The following is a 14655-nucleotide window of genomic DNA, read 5'->3' on the forward strand; positions in this document are numbered from 1 at the left end:
ATTACGACGATATCAATGAATCGTCCAATGTTCATCGACAGATCGCAATGTGCTTAGTAACATCCTCGTTCCGAGAGCGCCGCATGAGCCGGCGAGCAGTCAATAATAATCAGGTTTGCTCAAACACGCGATGAACCACCGCAACCGGCCTGGCCAGCCTGTACTGGACCGTCTGACTTTCGCGTCGGTCAATCGTCCGCGCGACATGTCGTATCTGTCGTATCGACTTTCCGTGCGGAGCATCGCACGCGCATTGCCTTCTTTTCGCCGTTTGACTCGTGCGTTGAGCGCCGCGTTTTGCATGTTGTCATGCGGTGCGGCGATCGCAGCCTCGACACCCGTTGCGGCATCGGCGCCAAAGCCGGCGAGTCGCGCGATGGCCGACGTCAATGCGTCCGCTGTCGCGGCGCCCGATGCCGCCGGCGTAGTCGATCCGCGTCGCGCGTTCCTGCTGCGCGACGTGTTCGCGCAAAACGTCACGCGCAAGCTGAAAGTGTCCGCGGCGGATCAGCGAGTCTATGCGGGTCTGCTGCAAGCCGCGCTCAGCGCACACACGCTCGGCGATCTGTCGGGCGAGTATGTCGTGCTGGTCGATCGCAATGCCAACGTGCAGGCGCTCTTCATCTATTTTCGCGCCGCGCCGGCCGATAGCTGGCAGATGATCGGCGCGTCGCCGGTTTCGACGGGGCGGCCAGGCGAGTACGATCACTTCATCACGCCGCTCGGCGTGTTCGAACATACGCCGGCCAACATGGATTTTCGTTCGGAAGGCACGCAGAACGAAAACCGTATTCGCGGCTACGGCAAGCGCGACATGCGGATCTTCGACCTCGGCTGGGCCCAGGGCGAGCGCGGCTGGGGCAAGGGCGGCATGTCGCAGATGCGCTTCCAGATGCACGCCACCGACCCCGACCGCCTCGAATCGCTGCTCGGCATTCGTCATTCGAAGGGCTGCGTGCGCATTCCCGCGTCGCTCAATTCGTTTATCGATCACTACGGTATTCTCGATGCTGAATATGCGGCGCTCGTCGAGTCGGGTAAATCGCTGTGGGTGTTGAAAAGCGATCGACAGGTGACGCCGTGGGCCGGGCGCTACATCGCCGTGGTGGATTCGGCGCGCAAGAGCCGCCCGGCGTGGGCGCCCGCGCCCGGCAGCAAGGCGCGCGCCAAAGTGCCGGCCGGGGCGGACACGGCGGATTGATTCGCGGCGGCGCCGCTTATTGTGAGCGCGTTACCCATCACGACCGCGCCGCTCATCGCGAGCGCGCCGCTTATCGCGACCACGCCACCCATCACGACCGCGCCAGCAACACCCCCAGCAACGCAACGACAAACCCGGCGATCTGCAACGGCACCAGCGTCTCACCGAACCCCACATAACCCTGAAGCGCGGCGAGCGGCGGCGCGAGAAACATCAGCGCGGTCGCGCGCGCCGCGTCGCCGCGCCTGACCATCCACACCAGCAACGTGACGCTGATGCCGGAGAGCATCACGATCCCCCACGCGAGCGAGCCCCATAGCGTGGCAGACGCAATCCAGCGATGTTCGCCGAGCGCCAGCGCAAGCACGGCCGCGACGAGCGCGGCGCCGAAGTTCTGCACCGCGCTCGCGCTGCGGATATCGGCCTTGGCCAGCGAAGTCTTCTGAAACAACGTGCCCGCTGTAATCGCGCCGATCGCGGCGATCGAGATCAGCACGACCAGCCACGCGGGCGCGCTGCCGTGCGGCGTCGGCGCCGTGGCCGCGGTCAGCTTCGGTTCGAGCACCAGCACGACGCCGGCAAGGCCGAGCGCCATGCCGGTCCAGCCGCGCCGCGACAGCCGCTCGCCGAACAGCGGCGCCGCGACCGCGGCCGTCGCAAGCGGTTGCAGCGCGCCGAGCAACGCCATCACGCCGGCACTCAAGCCTTGGGCCACGGCCCAGTAACCGGCGCCGAGATAGACGCCTTGCAGCAGCGCGCCCGCTACCAGATGTTTGCCGAGGTCGCGCCCACTCGGCCACGTGGCGCGGGCAATCAGCGCGGCGAGCGCGAATATCAGCGCCGTGCCGCCGAAGCGTGCCAGCAGGAAGAGGTTGGGATCCGCGTACGGCGTGATCGCGCGGGCGACCACGAAACCGGTCGACCACAACACGACAAAAACAGCGGCGATAAAGGAAGCGAGCATCGGAAAGCGTTACGGGAAAAGTCGCCATCTTGTCGGGAGGCGCAACGCGCGTCTTGCTCGAAGCTGCAATCGGCCGAACGCGGTGGCAGAGTGTGGTTTGAACCGCGAACCGACGCAAATCACCACATCAGCAGCACAGTGCCCGCGCCGAGCACGCCGCCACACACCGCACACGCCCACAGCAGCACACGCGTGCGCCGGTATTCGCGGCCGATCTCCGCCATCAGTTGCGCATTCTGCTGTGGCGAGCGCGTGCGATCATGTTCGTGTTGCAGATAGCGAACCGCCAGTTGCGGCACACGCGGCAGCATATGCGCGAGATGCGGCAACTCGCGCCCGATCCGTTTGATCCAGCCGCGGTGATCGATGTCGCGCCGCGCGATATCCGCCAGCACGCCGCGGGTGATATTCCACGTGTCGATGCCGGGATGCAGCGCGCGCGCCAGCGTTTCCGCTTGATGAAACGAGCGCTGTGCGGTCGCGAGCCGGCCGGGCACCGCGCCCTCGAACGGATGCACCGCATGCAGCAGATGATGAAACAGCGAACCCGCCGAACGGTCTTCCGGCTCGGCCGCGAAATGCGCTTCGGCGCGCGTGCGCAATTCGGCTTCGAGCACCTCGGCGCGCGTGTCGTGAGGCACATGCCCGGCATCGCGATGCATTTCGGCGAGCCGCCCGTAGTCCTGGTCGAACAGCGCGGTCGCGCCGTGCACGAAGAACTCGCGCTCGTCGGTCGAGAGGCTCGACATGATCGAAAATTCCGCCAGCACGAGGCGCCCGAGCGTGTCCGGTTCGATGCTCACGCGCACGCGGCGGGCGTCGAGCGTGGCGTGAAAGAAGCCATGCTCGAACGCCTGCTCGGTCACCACTTCGACGATATGTGCGGCCAGCGGCGCGAGCTTGATGTGATGTGCGTGCAGGCCGGGCAGATCGCTCGCCGACAAGGTGCTGACGCGTTGCATCGTCAGCGTGTACTGGGTGCAGAGGTCCCAGATTACGTCCGGCACGACGATGCGCTTGTCGCTGTCGAAATGATGGCCGGTCTGGCTAAGATTGGCGGCTTCGGCGCGCAGATCGAAGCGGCGCAGGATGTCGTCCGTGAAGGTCTGCGCCAGCGTGCGCAGTTGCAGGCGGCGCGCGGTACCGGAGAACTTCTCCAGCCAGCGCGCGACCCAGCGCAGCAGCGCGAGTTCGTCGCCGATCTGTTGCAACTGGTCGGCGCGCACCAGCTTGATTGCTACCTCGTGATGGCCGTTCACCGGCAGCAGCAGCCGCGCGAGATGCGTCTGTTCGGCGAAGCCGCCGCGCAGCGGCACCAGATCCACGGCGCTGAAGAGCGTGGCGAGCGGCCTGCCGAAAGCACGCGCCAGCGCCTGCTCGGACTCGTGCGGCGGCAGCGGGGCTTCCATGTGATCGATCGCGTCGATGGCGTCGTGCAAGGTGCCGGTCGCGAGTTCGGGCCGTTCGGCCAGCGTTTGCGCGAAGCGGCCCGCCAGCGGCCCGAGCGCCGGCAGCACACCGCTCAGGCTCTTGCCACTACGTTCGGCCGCGTGCAAACGGCCGACCAGCTCGATCATCCAGTGCAGTTTGTGGTCTGCCGGCGCGGCAAGCCAGATCAGGCGCGCGCCGTAACGCAGCGCGTGGAACAGCAACAGTAGACGGCGAAACAGTGGCGGCATCGGCAGTTCGGTTGACGGGCCATGTGGCGTCCACAACTATCGGAGGACATTCACGCACGGCCAGGGCGTTCAGGTTAGCAGGTAAGCGCGCCAAGAGGAGCATTGCCGCGCCACGCGTAATACAATACGCCGGCCTTCTCCAACCGTGGCGAAACCCAAGCGTGCCGGCTTCCGGCCTTTCATCGATGCTCGCAGAACAACGTCACCAATACATCCTGGCGCAAGTCGCCAAAACCGGCGCGCTCTCGGTCGCGGAGCTGGTGCGCGAACTGAACGTGTCGCGCGAGACCATTCGCCGTGATCTGAACGCGCTGGCCGGGCGCGGCCTGCTGGTCACCACGCACGGCGGCGCGCTGTCGAGCGACCGGCGCGAGCCCGACCTCGATACCCGCGAAGCCGCCAATGCCGGCGCGAAACGCGCCATCGGCGAACGCGCAGCGGAGTTCGTGCCGGACGGCGCGTCCCTGATCATCGATTCGGGCAGCACCACGCAGGCGGTGGCGCGGGCGTTGCTCGACCGGCATCGTCTGTCGGTGTACACGAACGACTGGCGGATCGCGCTGCTGCTCGGCCGCCGCAACGACAACCGCATCACGCTGTTGGGCGGCGAGCTGTCCGACATCGAAGACGCCACCTTCGGGCTCGATACGGTCCATCAATTGACGCAGTACCACGCGGACTTCGCCTTCATCGGCGCGGGCGGGATTTCGCCGGACGGCTATCTGACCGACTACAGCCGCATGGCCGCCGAGGTGCGCAGCCGCATGATCGCCGCGGCGGACATGGTGGTGGTCGTCGCCGATCATTCGAAGTTTGGCCGCGTGACGCCGGTGCGCATCAACGGGATCGAGTCGGCGCGTTATCTGGTGACCGAGCTGGCTCCCGAGCGCACGCTCGGCAAGGCGATCACGGCGCATGGCCCGGAAATCCTGATCGCCTGAGCGCGCCCCGGCTTGCCCGACTATTTCACACGGATGCCCAGCCGCTCGAGCGTGCGGCCGATCGCGGCCACCGCGTTGTGAAGTTCGTTCGCGTCGATCGCGCCGATGCAACCCACGCGAAACGTTTCCACTTGCGTCAGCTTGCCCGGATACAGCACGTAGCCGGCCTCGCGCACGGCGGCATAGAACGCCGCGAATTGCCACGCCGGATCGCGCGGCGCGTGGAAGGTGACGATCACCGGCGCCTGCACCTCGGGCTTCAGAAACGGCTCGAAGCCGAGCGCTTTCATTCCGCTGACCAACGCCGCGCAGTTGCGCGCGTAACGCGCGCCACGCGCCGGCTGGCCGCCCTCGGCGCTGAACTGGTCGAGTGCTTCGCGCAACGCGGCCAACACATGGGTCGGTGGCGTGAAGCGCCACTGCGTCGTCTTCTGCATATAGACGTATTGGTCGTGCAGATCGAGCGCGAGCGACGGCGAGCGGCCTTCGCTGTCCTCCAGCACGCTGCGCCGGACAATCACGAAGCCCATGCCCGGCACGCCTTCGAGGCACTTGCCGCTCGCCGAGATCAGCGCGTCGATGCCGCCGCGGCGCAGGTCGATCGGCAACGCGCCGAACGAACTCATGGCGTCGACAATCAGGCTCTTGCCGTGTCGCTGACATACCGCGGCGATATCGTCGAGCGGATTGAGCAGGCCGGCGCTCGTTTCCAGATGCACTTGCGCGACGTGGCTGATGCACGAATCGAGATTGAAGGCGCCTTCGATGGCGGCGGCGCTCACCGGTTCGTCCTCGCGCAACGCCAATTCGATGTAGGCGATGCCCATTCGCTGCAATATTTTGATCAGCCGGGCACAATACGCGCCGTTGTTCGGAACCAGCACACAGCCTTGGCGCGGCACCAGCGTGCCGAGGGCCGCTTCGACCGCGAACGTCCCGCTGCCTTGAAGCGGGACGCATACATAGTCATTTTCGCCATGTACGATCGTCAGGAGGTCGGCGCACACGCTGTCGGTCATGCGGTTGAACGCGGCGTCCCACGAACCCCAGTCGCGCAGCATCGCTTCGCGCGTCCGGGGTGAGGTGGTGAGCGGCCCCGGGGTCAACAGGATTGGGTCGTTTCCAAGGATCACACGAGCCTCCGTCGTTATCTGAACGAGCGCCGCCCAGACCGGACGACGAAAAGATTGATTTGGATATTATTGGCGAATTGTGTCATTTTTTGGAACTCTGCAGAATCGTCATGGCGTTGTCACGGAAACCTGTGATCCTTGCCGTGCCCATTCACGCATGGCCGGCAGCGCGAGTGACGTAGCCGGGCTGTGAGTCAGGCTGGAAAAGAGGCAATAAGAGGCAGCAAAGTTGTTGGCAATCTGCAATCCGCATGAATCTGCACGACAGCTTGATGCGGGCAACACGCAAGCGGCGCGGCGCTACCGCCGTTCAATCACAACAGGTATCGGGATCTCCCGACCGTCTGGTTTTTTGCCTTTCGGAGAAAGCGACATGACAAAGACGAATTCCCTTCACGCCACGGCCGGCCTCGTACGCAAACTGCTGCCGGCACTGGTCGCCGCGGCAGCATTCGGCGCCACGGCCATGCAGGCGCACGCGGCCGACGCAGTGGTGCTGTACACCGCCGACGGCCTCGAGAACCTCTATAAGGATGTGCTGCCGGCCTTCGAAAAGAAGGAAGGCGTGAAGGTCAACATCGTCACGGCGGGTAGCGGCGAAGTGGTGAACCGCGCCACCATCGAAAAGGATCAGCCGAAGGCCGACGTGCTCGTCACGCTGCCGCCGTTCATCCAGCAAGCCGACCAGAGCGGCCTGCTGCAGGCTTATCAGAGCGCCAACTACAAGAACGTGCCGGCGATCGCCAAGGCGTCGAACGGCGCGTGGGCGACGTTCGTGAACAACTATTTCTCGTTCGCGATCAACCCGGAAGTCACCAAGACCCAGCCGAAGACCTTCGCCGACCTGCTGCACCCCGACTTTAGCGGCAAGGTCGCCTACTCAAACCCGGCCACGGCGGGCGACGGCATGGCGGTGATCATCCTGACCTCGTCGCTGATGGGCGAGGACAAGGCGTTCGACTATCTGAAGAAGCTCGAAAACAGCGCCAAGTTCCACACCAAGGGCACGGGCTACCTCGACGTGCTGCTCTCGCGCAACGAAATCGCGGTCGCCAACGGCGACCTGCAAATGGACCTGGACGACGCGGCCAACGGCGGCCTGTCGCTCAAGCCGATTTTCCTCGCGCACGAAGGCGGCCAGCCGACCACGTTCCAACTGCCGTACGCAATCGGCCTGATCAAGAATGGCCCGAACCAGGCTGAAGGCAAGAAGCTGATCGACTACCTGATGTCGAAGGAAGTGCAGGCGAAGGTGCCGGACATCTTCGGTATTCCGGGCCGCACCGACGTGCCGCTCACTGGCAAGAACGGCGAAGCGGTCAAGCAGGCTATCGCGGGCGTGAAGCTGATTCCGGTGGACTGGAATCAGGTGATGGCGAAGAAAGCCGACTGGACGGCGCGCTGGAAGAATGACGTGATCGGTTCGTCGGGCAAGCAGCTCGAAGTGGTCAAGCCGAAGTAAGCCGTCGTTCGTAGCGTCATTGACTTCACTCAGTCAGGTAACTGGGTGACGTCACGGAATCAGGCGGCGCCTGCGGGACTCTCCGAGGCGCTGCATCAGCATTAATCCAGTTGGAGGATGAACCCGGTGAATACCGCCAGTCTTGCTCAACCAGGCGCGCTCGGCGCCTCACCGGACGCGCTCGATGCCGCGCGTTCGACTACGCCGGGCGGCGTGCAGATCGATCATCTGACGGTGCGCTTCGGTTCGCGCACGGTGCTCGACGATCTGTCGTTGACCATCCAGCGCGGCGAATTGCTCACCGTGCTCGGCCGCAGCGGTTGCGGCAAGACGACGTTGTTGCGTTTCATCGCCGGGTTTATCGAAGCCGACGGACTGGCCGGCACGCTGACCGTGGCCGGTCACGATCTCACGCACGTGCCGCCGCACAAGCGCAATCTCGGTCTGCTGTTCCAGAGCTATGCGCTGTTTCCCCATCTGTCGGTGTTCGAGAACGTGGCTTTCGGATTGCGCGCGCGCCGCACGCCGTCCAAGGATGTCGCGCGACGCGTCGCCGACGCGTTGAAGCTGGTGCAACTCGGCGACGCCGGCCACGTGATGCCCGCGCAGTTGTCGGGCGGCATGCAGCAGCGCGTGGCGCTCGCGCGCGCCCTCGTGATCGAGCCCGACGTGCTGCTGCTCGACGAACCGCTTTCCGCACTCGACGCCAATCTGCGCGCATCGGTGCGTTCCGAACTCAAGTCCTTGCATGAGCGCCTGCCGAATCTGACGATCGTCTGCGTGACGCACGATCAGGACGACGCGCTGGTGCTGTCCGACCGCACGCTGCTGATGCGCGAAGGCCGCATTGCCCAACTCGGCACGCCGCAACAGTTGTACGACACGCCGGCCGATGGCTTCGTCGCGCGTTATCTGGGCGCGGCCAATCTGCTGCCGCCGCAGGTCGCCTTCAGCATGGGCGACGCACGCTACAACGAACGCGATCGCGTGGCCTGTCTGCGTCCGGAGGCGCTGCGTATCGTGCCGCTCGGCGAAGGGCAGTTGCATGGCGCGATCACCTCGGTCGAATGGTATGGCGCGGTGTTGTCGGTATCCGTCGTATTGGACGCGATGCCCAACGAACCGGTGCACGTCACCATGCAGCGCGGCCACGGCATGATGCCGGAGAGGGGCGCGCGTATTTCCCTGCGTTACGAGGCTGACGATGTCGTCCTTATCAACCCCTGATACGCCCAATCCGCTCGGCGCGTCCGCCGCCGACGCGCGCCGCAGCGCCAGCGCCGCCTCGCATACGGCCGCGGTGAAGCGCCGCGAACGCGTTGCGCAATGGCATCTGCTGTTCCTCGCCGTGGTGGTGCTCGGGCCGCTGGTCGTCTATCCGCTCGTGCGTCTCGTGCTGCTGAGTCTGACCGGTCCGCATGGCTTGAGCCTGCACGCTTATTCGGCGTTCTTCGGCAATCCGGAAACCAGCGGCGTGATCGGCACGACCCTGTGGATCCTGTTTGCCAGCGCCGGGCTCGCGTCGCTGCTCGGCGTCGCGCTGGCGTCGATCCTGTTCTTCAAGCCGTTTCCCGGCGCGCGGATGATCACGCGCTTTCTCGAACTGTTCGTCGCGTTCCCGTCGTTTCTGGTCGCGTTCACGCTGATCTTTCTGTACGGCTCGCAAGGTTCCGTCAGCATCGGCTTGCAGCGGCTCTTTCATCTGCAGGCGCCGCCGCTCGATTTCCTGTTCGGCGTGGGCGGCGTGATTCTCGCGGAAGTGGTTTTCTACGCGCCGTTCGTCGTGCGTCCCACGCTGGCTTCGTTCGCCACGCTCGACATGCGACTGATCGAAGCCGCCCGCAGTCTCGGCGCGAGCGGCTGGATGGTCGCGTTCAAGGTGATCCTGCCGCTCGCGTGGCCGGGCATCGCCGCGGGCACGATCCTGTGTTTTCTGCTGACGCTCAATGAGTTCGGCATTCTGCTCGTGCTCGGCAGCGCGCATCTGATCACGCTGCCGGTGGCGATCTACAGTTCCGCCACCGTCGATCTCGATCTGCCGACCGCCGCCGCCGGCGCGGTCGTGATGCTGATCATGTCTTTGTCGCTGTACGCGTTGTACCGCCAGGTCAACCGTCGCAAGGTGAAAGGAGCGGGCCATGGCCGTTGAACTCGACCCGACCGTTTTGCCGGTCATGCACAAGAAAGCGCGGCCGGTGCGCCGCAGTCTGGTGGTGCGCATGCTCGGCGGCGCGTTTCTCGGTTTTTCCGCGTTGCTGTGCTTCTGGCTGTTCGTGTTGCCGGTGCTGGTCGTCGCACTGTCGAGCGTGGCTGCGCACTGGTCCGGCACGATCCTGCCCGACGGCTTCAGCATGCGCTGGTTCGAGCGTCTCGGTTCGAGCGACTTCGATGCAATCGCCACGAGCCTCGAAATCGGCATGGGCGTCGCGGTGCTCGGCACGATTCTCGGCCTGTGGCTCGCGCTGGCGCTGGAAGGGCGCGACCGCCGCGGGCTCGGCGCCATCGTCGACACCATTGCGATGATGCCCAACGGCGTGCCGAGCGTGGTGCTCGGGCTCGCGGTGCTGATCGCGTATCACAAGCGGCCGTTCGATCTGTCGAGCTCCGCGGCGATCGTCGTGTTCGTGCAACTCGCGCTGGTGCTGCCGTTCTGCTACCGGTGCGCGGCCGCCGCGTTGCGCCCGGAGCTGACGATTTTGCGCGAAGCGGCGGCGAGTCTCGGTGCGCCGCCTTCGATGGTGTTGCGCCGCGTCGTGCTGCCACAACTGGTGCCGGCGATTCGCGCGAGTCTTGCGCTCGGCTTCGCGCTCTCGCTCGGTGAGCTCGGCGCCACGCTCACGGTGTATCCGCCGGGCTTCGCGACGGTGCCGATCGTGGTCGTCGGCCAGGTGGAGCGCGGCTATTACCTGCCGGCCTCCGCGCTGTCGCTGATTCTTCTGCTGGTTTCGCTCGCTGCGCTGCTGCTGATCGCCGCGCGCGTCCCGCGCCGTCGGGTGGACTGACGCGCAACTTCTGATGCCTGTGCAGGCATGCCGTGGCGGCGCGCCTGCCCATATCGATGTGGCAAAATTTGTCAAAATGACCGAATATATGCAAACTGCTTCTGTCGATCCGATTGAGGTTGTGCGCAGGCATTCGCTGACGACGCTGGTTCGCGACGAAATCGAACGGCACATCATCGAGGGGGCGCTCGCGCCCGGCGACAAGCTCAACGAAGCCGACTGGGCGACGCGTCTGCAGGTGTCGCGCGGTCCGGTGCGCGAGGCGTTTCGCGCGCTGGAGCAGGCCGGCCTCGTGCGTACCGAGAAGAACCGCGGCGTGTTCGTGCGGACGGTGTCGCTGGCGGAGGCGGACGAGATTTACGCGGTGCGCGCGGTGCTCGAAGAGGCGGCGTGCCGGATGCTGGCGGCGAGTATCGATGCCCGCAAGCTCGCGGTGTTGCGCGACTGGCTCGACGCGATGCGCGCGGCGCTCGACGCCCAGGATCACGATGCTTATGCACGCGCGAATGTGGCGTTTCACGACGCGCTGGTGGCGGCATCGGGCAATTCGAAGCTGTATGAGACGTACCGCAGGCTGGTGTGCGAATTGAGCCTGTTTCGACGTGCCGCGCTGGTGGTGCATGCCGATGCGATGGAGCGCTCGCTCGCCGAGCATCGCGCGATCTTGACGGCGCTGGCTTCGCGCGACGCCCCACATGCCGCGGCGCTGATGCAGGCGCACGTGAACGGCGGCTTGCAGCGCGCTCACGCGGCGTGCGAACCGGCGGGGCCGTTGAGCGTCGTGCGGATGCCGGCGGCGTCGAACGATTGAGATGGTTGCAACGAACTGACTACAACGCGCGTGCCCGGCACGCATGGAAGGTAACGATGGTGAATACAAACATGAGCACGAGCGAACGTACGATCGAAGTCAACGGCCGCAGCTACCGGCTGCCCTCGCAACCGACGGTGGTGGTGTGCGTCGACGGTTGCGAATTCGATTATCTTGAAGCTGCGGTCGCGGCGGGCGTCGCGCCGTTCATCGGCAAGATACTCAAGGGCGGCGGCGCCTTCAAGGGTGACTGCGTGATCCCGTCTTTCACCAACCCGAACAATCTGTCGATCGTGTGCGGTGTGCCGCCTTCGGTGCACGGCATCTGCGGTAACTACTTCTGGGATCCGGACGCGAACGGCGGCGAGGGCGCGGAAGTGATGATGAACGACCCCGCTTATCTGCGCGCGGGCACCTTGCTCGCTGCTGCCGCCGAAGCCGGCGCCGCGGTCGCTGTGGTCACCGCGAAAGACAAGTTGCGCCGGCTGCTCGGCTGGCAGTTGAAGGGCATCTGCTTCTCGGCGGAGAAAGCCGACAAGGTGACGTTCGAGGAAAACGGCATCGGCGAAGTACTCGATCTGGTCGGCTTGCCGGTGCCTGACGTGTATAGCGCGGGACTGTCCGAATTCGTATTCGCCGCTGGTGTGCGGCTCGCGCAAACGCGCCAACTCGACCTGATGTATCTGTCGACGACCGACTACATCCAGCACAAATGGGCGCCGGGCACCGAGGGCGCGAACGCCTTCTACGCGATGATGGACGGCTACCTCGCGAAGCTCGACGCGCTCGGCTGGGTGATCGGCTTGACCGCCGACCACGGCATGAACGCCAAGCACGATCCGCAGACCGGCGAGCCGAACGTGATCTATTTGCAGGACGTGCTGGACGACTGGCTCGGCGCCGGCCGCGCGCGCGTCATTCTGCCGATCACGGATCCGTATGTGGTGCATCACGGCGCGCTCGGCTCGTTCGCGACGATTTATCTGCCGCGCGATGTCAGCGTCGCGCAGGTGATCGAGCGGATCGGCGGCTTGCAGGGAATCGATACCGTGCTGGACAACCAGGCGGCGTGCGAGCGCTTCGAACTGCCGAACGACCGCGTCGGCGATATCGTCGTGGTCAGCACGAAACATGTCGTGCTCGGCACGCGGCGCGCTGACCACGATCTGTCCGGACTGACCGTGCCGTTGCGCTCGCATGGCGGGATTTCCGAACAGGAAGTGCCGCTGCTGTTCAACCGGCATGTCGAAGCGTTGCCGTCCAGCGGCGGCAATGGTGGCAAGAGGCTGCGTAACTTCGATATCTTCGACATCGCCTTGAATCGCGTGTCGTCATCATGAACGCCGTGCTGCGGGACCATCCGGCTTTTCGGGCGGAAGCGCTGCGGCTCAAAGGCGAGCGCGTGACGCGCTCGCGCACGCTCGACGTGTTCGATCCTTATACGGGAACGCGCGTGGGCACGGTCCCGTTGGCGAGCGTCGATGACGTGCGCGCCGCGTTCGAATACGCGGCGGCGTATCAGGCGCAACTCACGCGCTACGAACGCTCGCAGATTCTCGAGCGCGCGGCGGCGCTCATGCGCGAGCGGACGGAAGAGGCGTCGGATCTGATTTCGCTCGAGTCCGGTTTGTCGAAGCAGGACTCGCGTTATGAGATCGGCCGCGTCGCCGATGTGTTGAAGTTCGCGTCGATCGAGGCATTGCGTGACGACGGGCAGAGCTTCTCCTGCGATCTGACGCCGCATGGCAAGAAACGGCGCGTGTTTTCGCAGCGCGAGCCGCTGGCGGGCGTGATCGTCGCGATTACGCCGTTCAACCATCCGATGAACCAGGTCGCGCACAAGATCGCGCCGGCCATCGCGACGAACAATCGCGTGGTGCTGAAGCAGTCGGAAAAGGTGCCGCTGTCGGCGCTGTATCTCGCCGACGTTCTGTACGAAGCCGGCTTGCCCGCGCCGATGCTGCAGGTTCTGACCGGCGATCCGCGCGAAATCGCCGATGAGCTGATCACGCATCCGTTGGCGGAGCTCGTCACGTTCACGGGCGGCGTGGCGATCGGCAAATACATCGCGGGCAAGGCGGCGTACCGGCGCGTGGTGCTGGAACTGGGCGGCAACGATCCGCTGATCGTGCTCGACGACGCCGATCTCGAACGCGCGGCGACGCTCGCCGTGCAGGGTTCGTATAAGAACTCCGGGCAGCGCTGTACCGCGGTCAAGCGGATGCTGGTGCAGAAAAGCGTGGCCGCGGATTTCACCGATCTGGTCGTCGAGAAGACGCGCGCCTGGTCCTTCGGCGATCCGTTCGATGCATCGAATCAGATGGGCACCGTGATCGACGTCGCCGCCGCGCAGCTTTTCGAGGCGCGCGTGAATGAGGCGGTGGCGAGCGGGGCGCGTCTGCGGATCGGCAACCAGCGCAAGGGCGCGTTGTATGCGCCGACGGTGCTGGACGGCGTCGATCCGTCGATGACGCTGGTGCGCGAAGAGACCTTCGGGCCGGTGTCGCCGATCATCACCTTCGACACGCTCGACGACGCCATCCGCATCAGCAACGGCACGGCGTTCGGCTTGTCGTCGGGCGTGTGCACGAACCGGCAGGATGCGATCACGCGCTTCATCAATGAATTGCGCGTGGGGACGGTCAACGTGTGGGAAGTGCCGGGCTACCGGATCGAGTTGACACCGTTCGGCGGCATCAAGGACTCCGGGCTTGGCTATAAGGAAGGTGTTCAGGAAGCCATGAAGAGCTTCACCAATCTGAAGACCTTTTCATTACCGTGGGAGTAATAGCGTGGCATTGAGTTTGAAGGATATCCGTTCCCTGTTCGAGCAATACGGCAATATGGCTTACAGCGGCGAGCCGGTGACGCAGCTCGAACATGCATTGCAGAGTGGCTTGTTGGCGGAAGAGGCTGGCGCTGACGACGAGCTGGTCGCCGCAGCGTTTCTGCACGACCTCGGCCACCTGCTCAATCTGCAGGGAGAGACGCCGACGGAGCGGGGCATCGACGATCTGCATCAGTATTTCGCGCTACCGTTCCTTCGGCCGGTTTTGTCGAATGCGGTGTTGGAGCCGATCCGTTTGCACGTCGACGCCAAGCGCTGCCTGTGCGCGATCGACGACACGTATTTCGGCCAGCTTTCCGCCGATTCGGTGCGAAGTCTGGAATTGCAGGGTGGCATCTTCAGCAAGGAGGAGGCTGAAGCGTTCCTGCAAAAGCCCTACGCGGAAGACGCAACGCGCCTGCGCAGGTGGGACGATCTCGCCAAGGAAGAGAATCGCGCGACGCCGGACCTTGATCACTATTTAGGTGTGGTCGAACGAGTGATGCTTAAACACGCGGCTGTTTGATTGTGTTTTCAGGGCCGTTATCGGTAGCGCGGTGTTCGGTCCTTCTCGCGCTGGTCTTCCGATTTTGTTGTTGTCCTCGCGCCGTTTCTGGCGCAATCCATGCGTATCA

The 14655-nt window shown here is 64.7% G+C and carries 14 protein-coding genes; 10 read left to right on the forward strand and 4 right to left on the reverse strand.

Going from position 1 to position 14655, the window contains the following annotated elements:
• Positions 1-99: 99 nt before the first annotated feature.
• Positions 100-390, reverse strand: coding sequence for a hypothetical protein (locus tag PQR32_RS02205; RefSeq protein WP_408221964.1), 291 nt, complete (start codon positions 388-390; stop codon positions 100-102).
• Between PQR32_RS02205 and PQR32_RS02210 the strand changes: the two genes are divergently transcribed.
• Positions 302-1201, forward strand: coding sequence for a L,D-transpeptidase (locus PQR32_RS02210; protein ID WP_408221963.1), 900 nt, complete (start codon positions 302-304; stop codon positions 1199-1201). The two genes, PQR32_RS02205 and PQR32_RS02210, sit on opposite strands and share 89 nt — an antisense overlap.
• A 91-nt stretch (positions 1202-1292) precedes the next feature.
• Here the strand turns inward: PQR32_RS02210 and PQR32_RS02215 are convergent, their stop codons facing one another.
• Positions 1293-2165: a DMT family transporter gene (locus PQR32_RS02215; RefSeq protein WP_408221934.1), complete on the reverse strand. Its 873-nt coding sequence runs from the start codon at positions 2163-2165 to the stop codon at positions 1293-1295.
• 119 nt (positions 2166-2284) lie between these two features.
• The gene (locus PQR32_RS02220; protein ID WP_408221935.1) at positions 2285-3844 is read right to left on the reverse strand and encodes an ABC1 kinase family protein; all 1560 of its coding nucleotides are present in this window, start codon (positions 3842-3844) and stop codon (positions 2285-2287) included.
• Positions 3845-4029: 185 nt separating this feature from the next.
• Between PQR32_RS02220 and PQR32_RS02225 the strand changes: the two genes are divergently transcribed.
• On the forward strand, positions 4030-4785 hold the full coding sequence (locus PQR32_RS02225; protein ID WP_106286413.1) for a DeoR/GlpR family DNA-binding transcription regulator: 756 nt from the start codon (positions 4030-4032) through the stop codon (positions 4783-4785).
• A gap of 20 nt (positions 4786-4805) precedes the next feature.
• On the opposite strand, the gene PQR32_RS02230 is transcribed toward PQR32_RS02225, so the two are convergent.
• Positions 4806-5918: a 2-aminoethylphosphonate--pyruvate transaminase gene (locus PQR32_RS02230; RefSeq protein WP_408221936.1), complete on the reverse strand. Its 1113-nt coding sequence runs from the start codon at positions 5916-5918 to the stop codon at positions 4806-4808.
• A 373-nt stretch (positions 5919-6291) separates the two neighbouring features.
• Here PQR32_RS02230 and phnS point away from each other — a divergent pair, with 373 nt between their 5' ends.
• The 8 genes from phnS (at position 6292) to PQR32_RS02270 (ending at position 14546) form a co-directional block, all read left to right on the forward strand.
• A complete protein-coding gene (gene phnS / locus PQR32_RS02235; RefSeq protein WP_408221937.1) occupies positions 6292-7380 on the forward strand; it encodes a 2-aminoethylphosphonate ABC transporter substrate-binding protein in 1089 nt (362 codons plus the stop codon).
• 126 nt (positions 7381-7506) lie between these two features.
• Positions 7507-8607 carry a 2-aminoethylphosphonate ABC transport system ATP-binding subunit PhnT gene (gene phnT / locus PQR32_RS02240; protein WP_408221938.1) on the forward strand — a complete coding sequence of 367 codons (1101 nt, stop codon included), beginning with the start codon at positions 7507-7509 and terminating at the stop codon, positions 8605-8607.
• The gene (locus PQR32_RS02245) at positions 8585-9529 is read left to right on the forward strand and encodes a 2-aminoethylphosphonate ABC transporter permease subunit (RefSeq protein ID WP_408221939.1); all 945 of its coding nucleotides are present in this window, start codon (positions 8585-8587) and stop codon (positions 9527-9529) included. The genes phnT and PQR32_RS02245 overlap by 23 nt, the downstream gene beginning before the upstream one ends.
• Positions 9519-10382, forward strand: a complete 864-nt coding sequence (phnV, locus tag PQR32_RS02250; RefSeq protein ID WP_408221940.1) for a 2-aminoethylphosphonate ABC transport system, membrane component PhnV — start codon at positions 9519-9521, stop codon at positions 10380-10382. The genes PQR32_RS02245 and phnV overlap by 11 nt, the downstream gene beginning before the upstream one ends.
• 76 nt (positions 10383-10458) lie before the next feature.
• Entirely contained in the window at positions 10459-11193 is a 735-nt protein-coding gene (locus PQR32_RS02255; protein WP_408221941.1) for a phosphonate utilization associated transcriptional regulator, read from the forward strand.
• A 56-nt stretch (positions 11194-11249) separates the two neighbouring features.
• Positions 11250-12533 (forward strand): phosphonoacetate hydrolase, encoded by a 1284-nt coding sequence (phnA, locus tag PQR32_RS02260; RefSeq protein WP_408221942.1) that lies wholly within the window; start codon positions 11250-11252, stop codon positions 12531-12533.
• Positions 12530-13981, forward strand: coding sequence for a phosphonoacetaldehyde dehydrogenase (gene phnY, locus PQR32_RS02265; protein ID WP_408221943.1), 1452 nt, complete (start codon positions 12530-12532; stop codon positions 13979-13981). The genes phnA and phnY overlap by 4 nt, the downstream gene beginning before the upstream one ends.
• A 4-nt stretch (positions 13982-13985) precedes the next feature.
• Entirely contained in the window at positions 13986-14546 is a 561-nt protein-coding gene (locus PQR32_RS02270) for a phosphonate degradation HD-domain oxygenase (RefSeq protein WP_408221944.1), read from the forward strand.
• Positions 14547-14655: the final 109 nt, after the last annotated feature.

Origin of the sequence: Paraburkholderia dipogonis (assembly GCF_046027395.1) — a bacterium.
GTDB lineage: Bacteria > Pseudomonadota > Gammaproteobacteria > Burkholderiales > Burkholderiaceae > Paraburkholderia > Paraburkholderia dipogonis_A.

Bases quoted from the DNA above. Each gene is read 5' to 3' on its own strand.
- PQR32_RS02210 (WP_408221963.1), top strand. From the start codon at position 302: ATGTTGTCATGCGGTGCGGCGATCGCAGCCTCGACACCCGTTGCGGCA.
- PQR32_RS02215 (WP_408221934.1), bottom strand. From the start codon at position 2,165: ATGCTCGCTTCCTTTATCGCCGCTGTTTTTGTCGTGTTGTGGTCGACC.
- PQR32_RS02220 (WP_408221935.1), bottom strand. From the start codon at position 3,844: ATGCCGCCACTGTTTCGCCGTCTACTGTTGCTGTTCCACGCGCTGCGT.
- PQR32_RS02225 (WP_106286413.1), top strand. From the start codon at position 4,030: ATGCTCGCAGAACAACGTCACCAATACATCCTGGCGCAAGTCGCCAAA.
- phnS (WP_408221937.1), top strand. From the start codon at position 6,292: ATGACAAAGACGAATTCCCTTCACGCCACGGCCGGCCTCGTACGCAAA.
- PQR32_RS02245 (WP_408221939.1), top strand. From the start codon at position 8,585: ATGTCGTCCTTATCAACCCCTGATACGCCCAATCCGCTCGGCGCGTCC.
- phnV (WP_408221940.1), top strand. From the start codon at position 9,519: ATGGCCGTTGAACTCGACCCGACCGTTTTGCCGGTCATGCACAAGAAA.
- PQR32_RS02255 (WP_408221941.1), top strand. From the start codon at position 10,459: ATGACCGAATATATGCAAACTGCTTCTGTCGATCCGATTGAGGTTGTG.
- phnA (WP_408221942.1), top strand. From the start codon at position 11,250: ATGGTGAATACAAACATGAGCACGAGCGAACGTACGATCGAAGTCAAC.
- phnY (WP_408221943.1), top strand. From the start codon at position 12,530: ATGAACGCCGTGCTGCGGGACCATCCGGCTTTTCGGGCGGAAGCGCTG.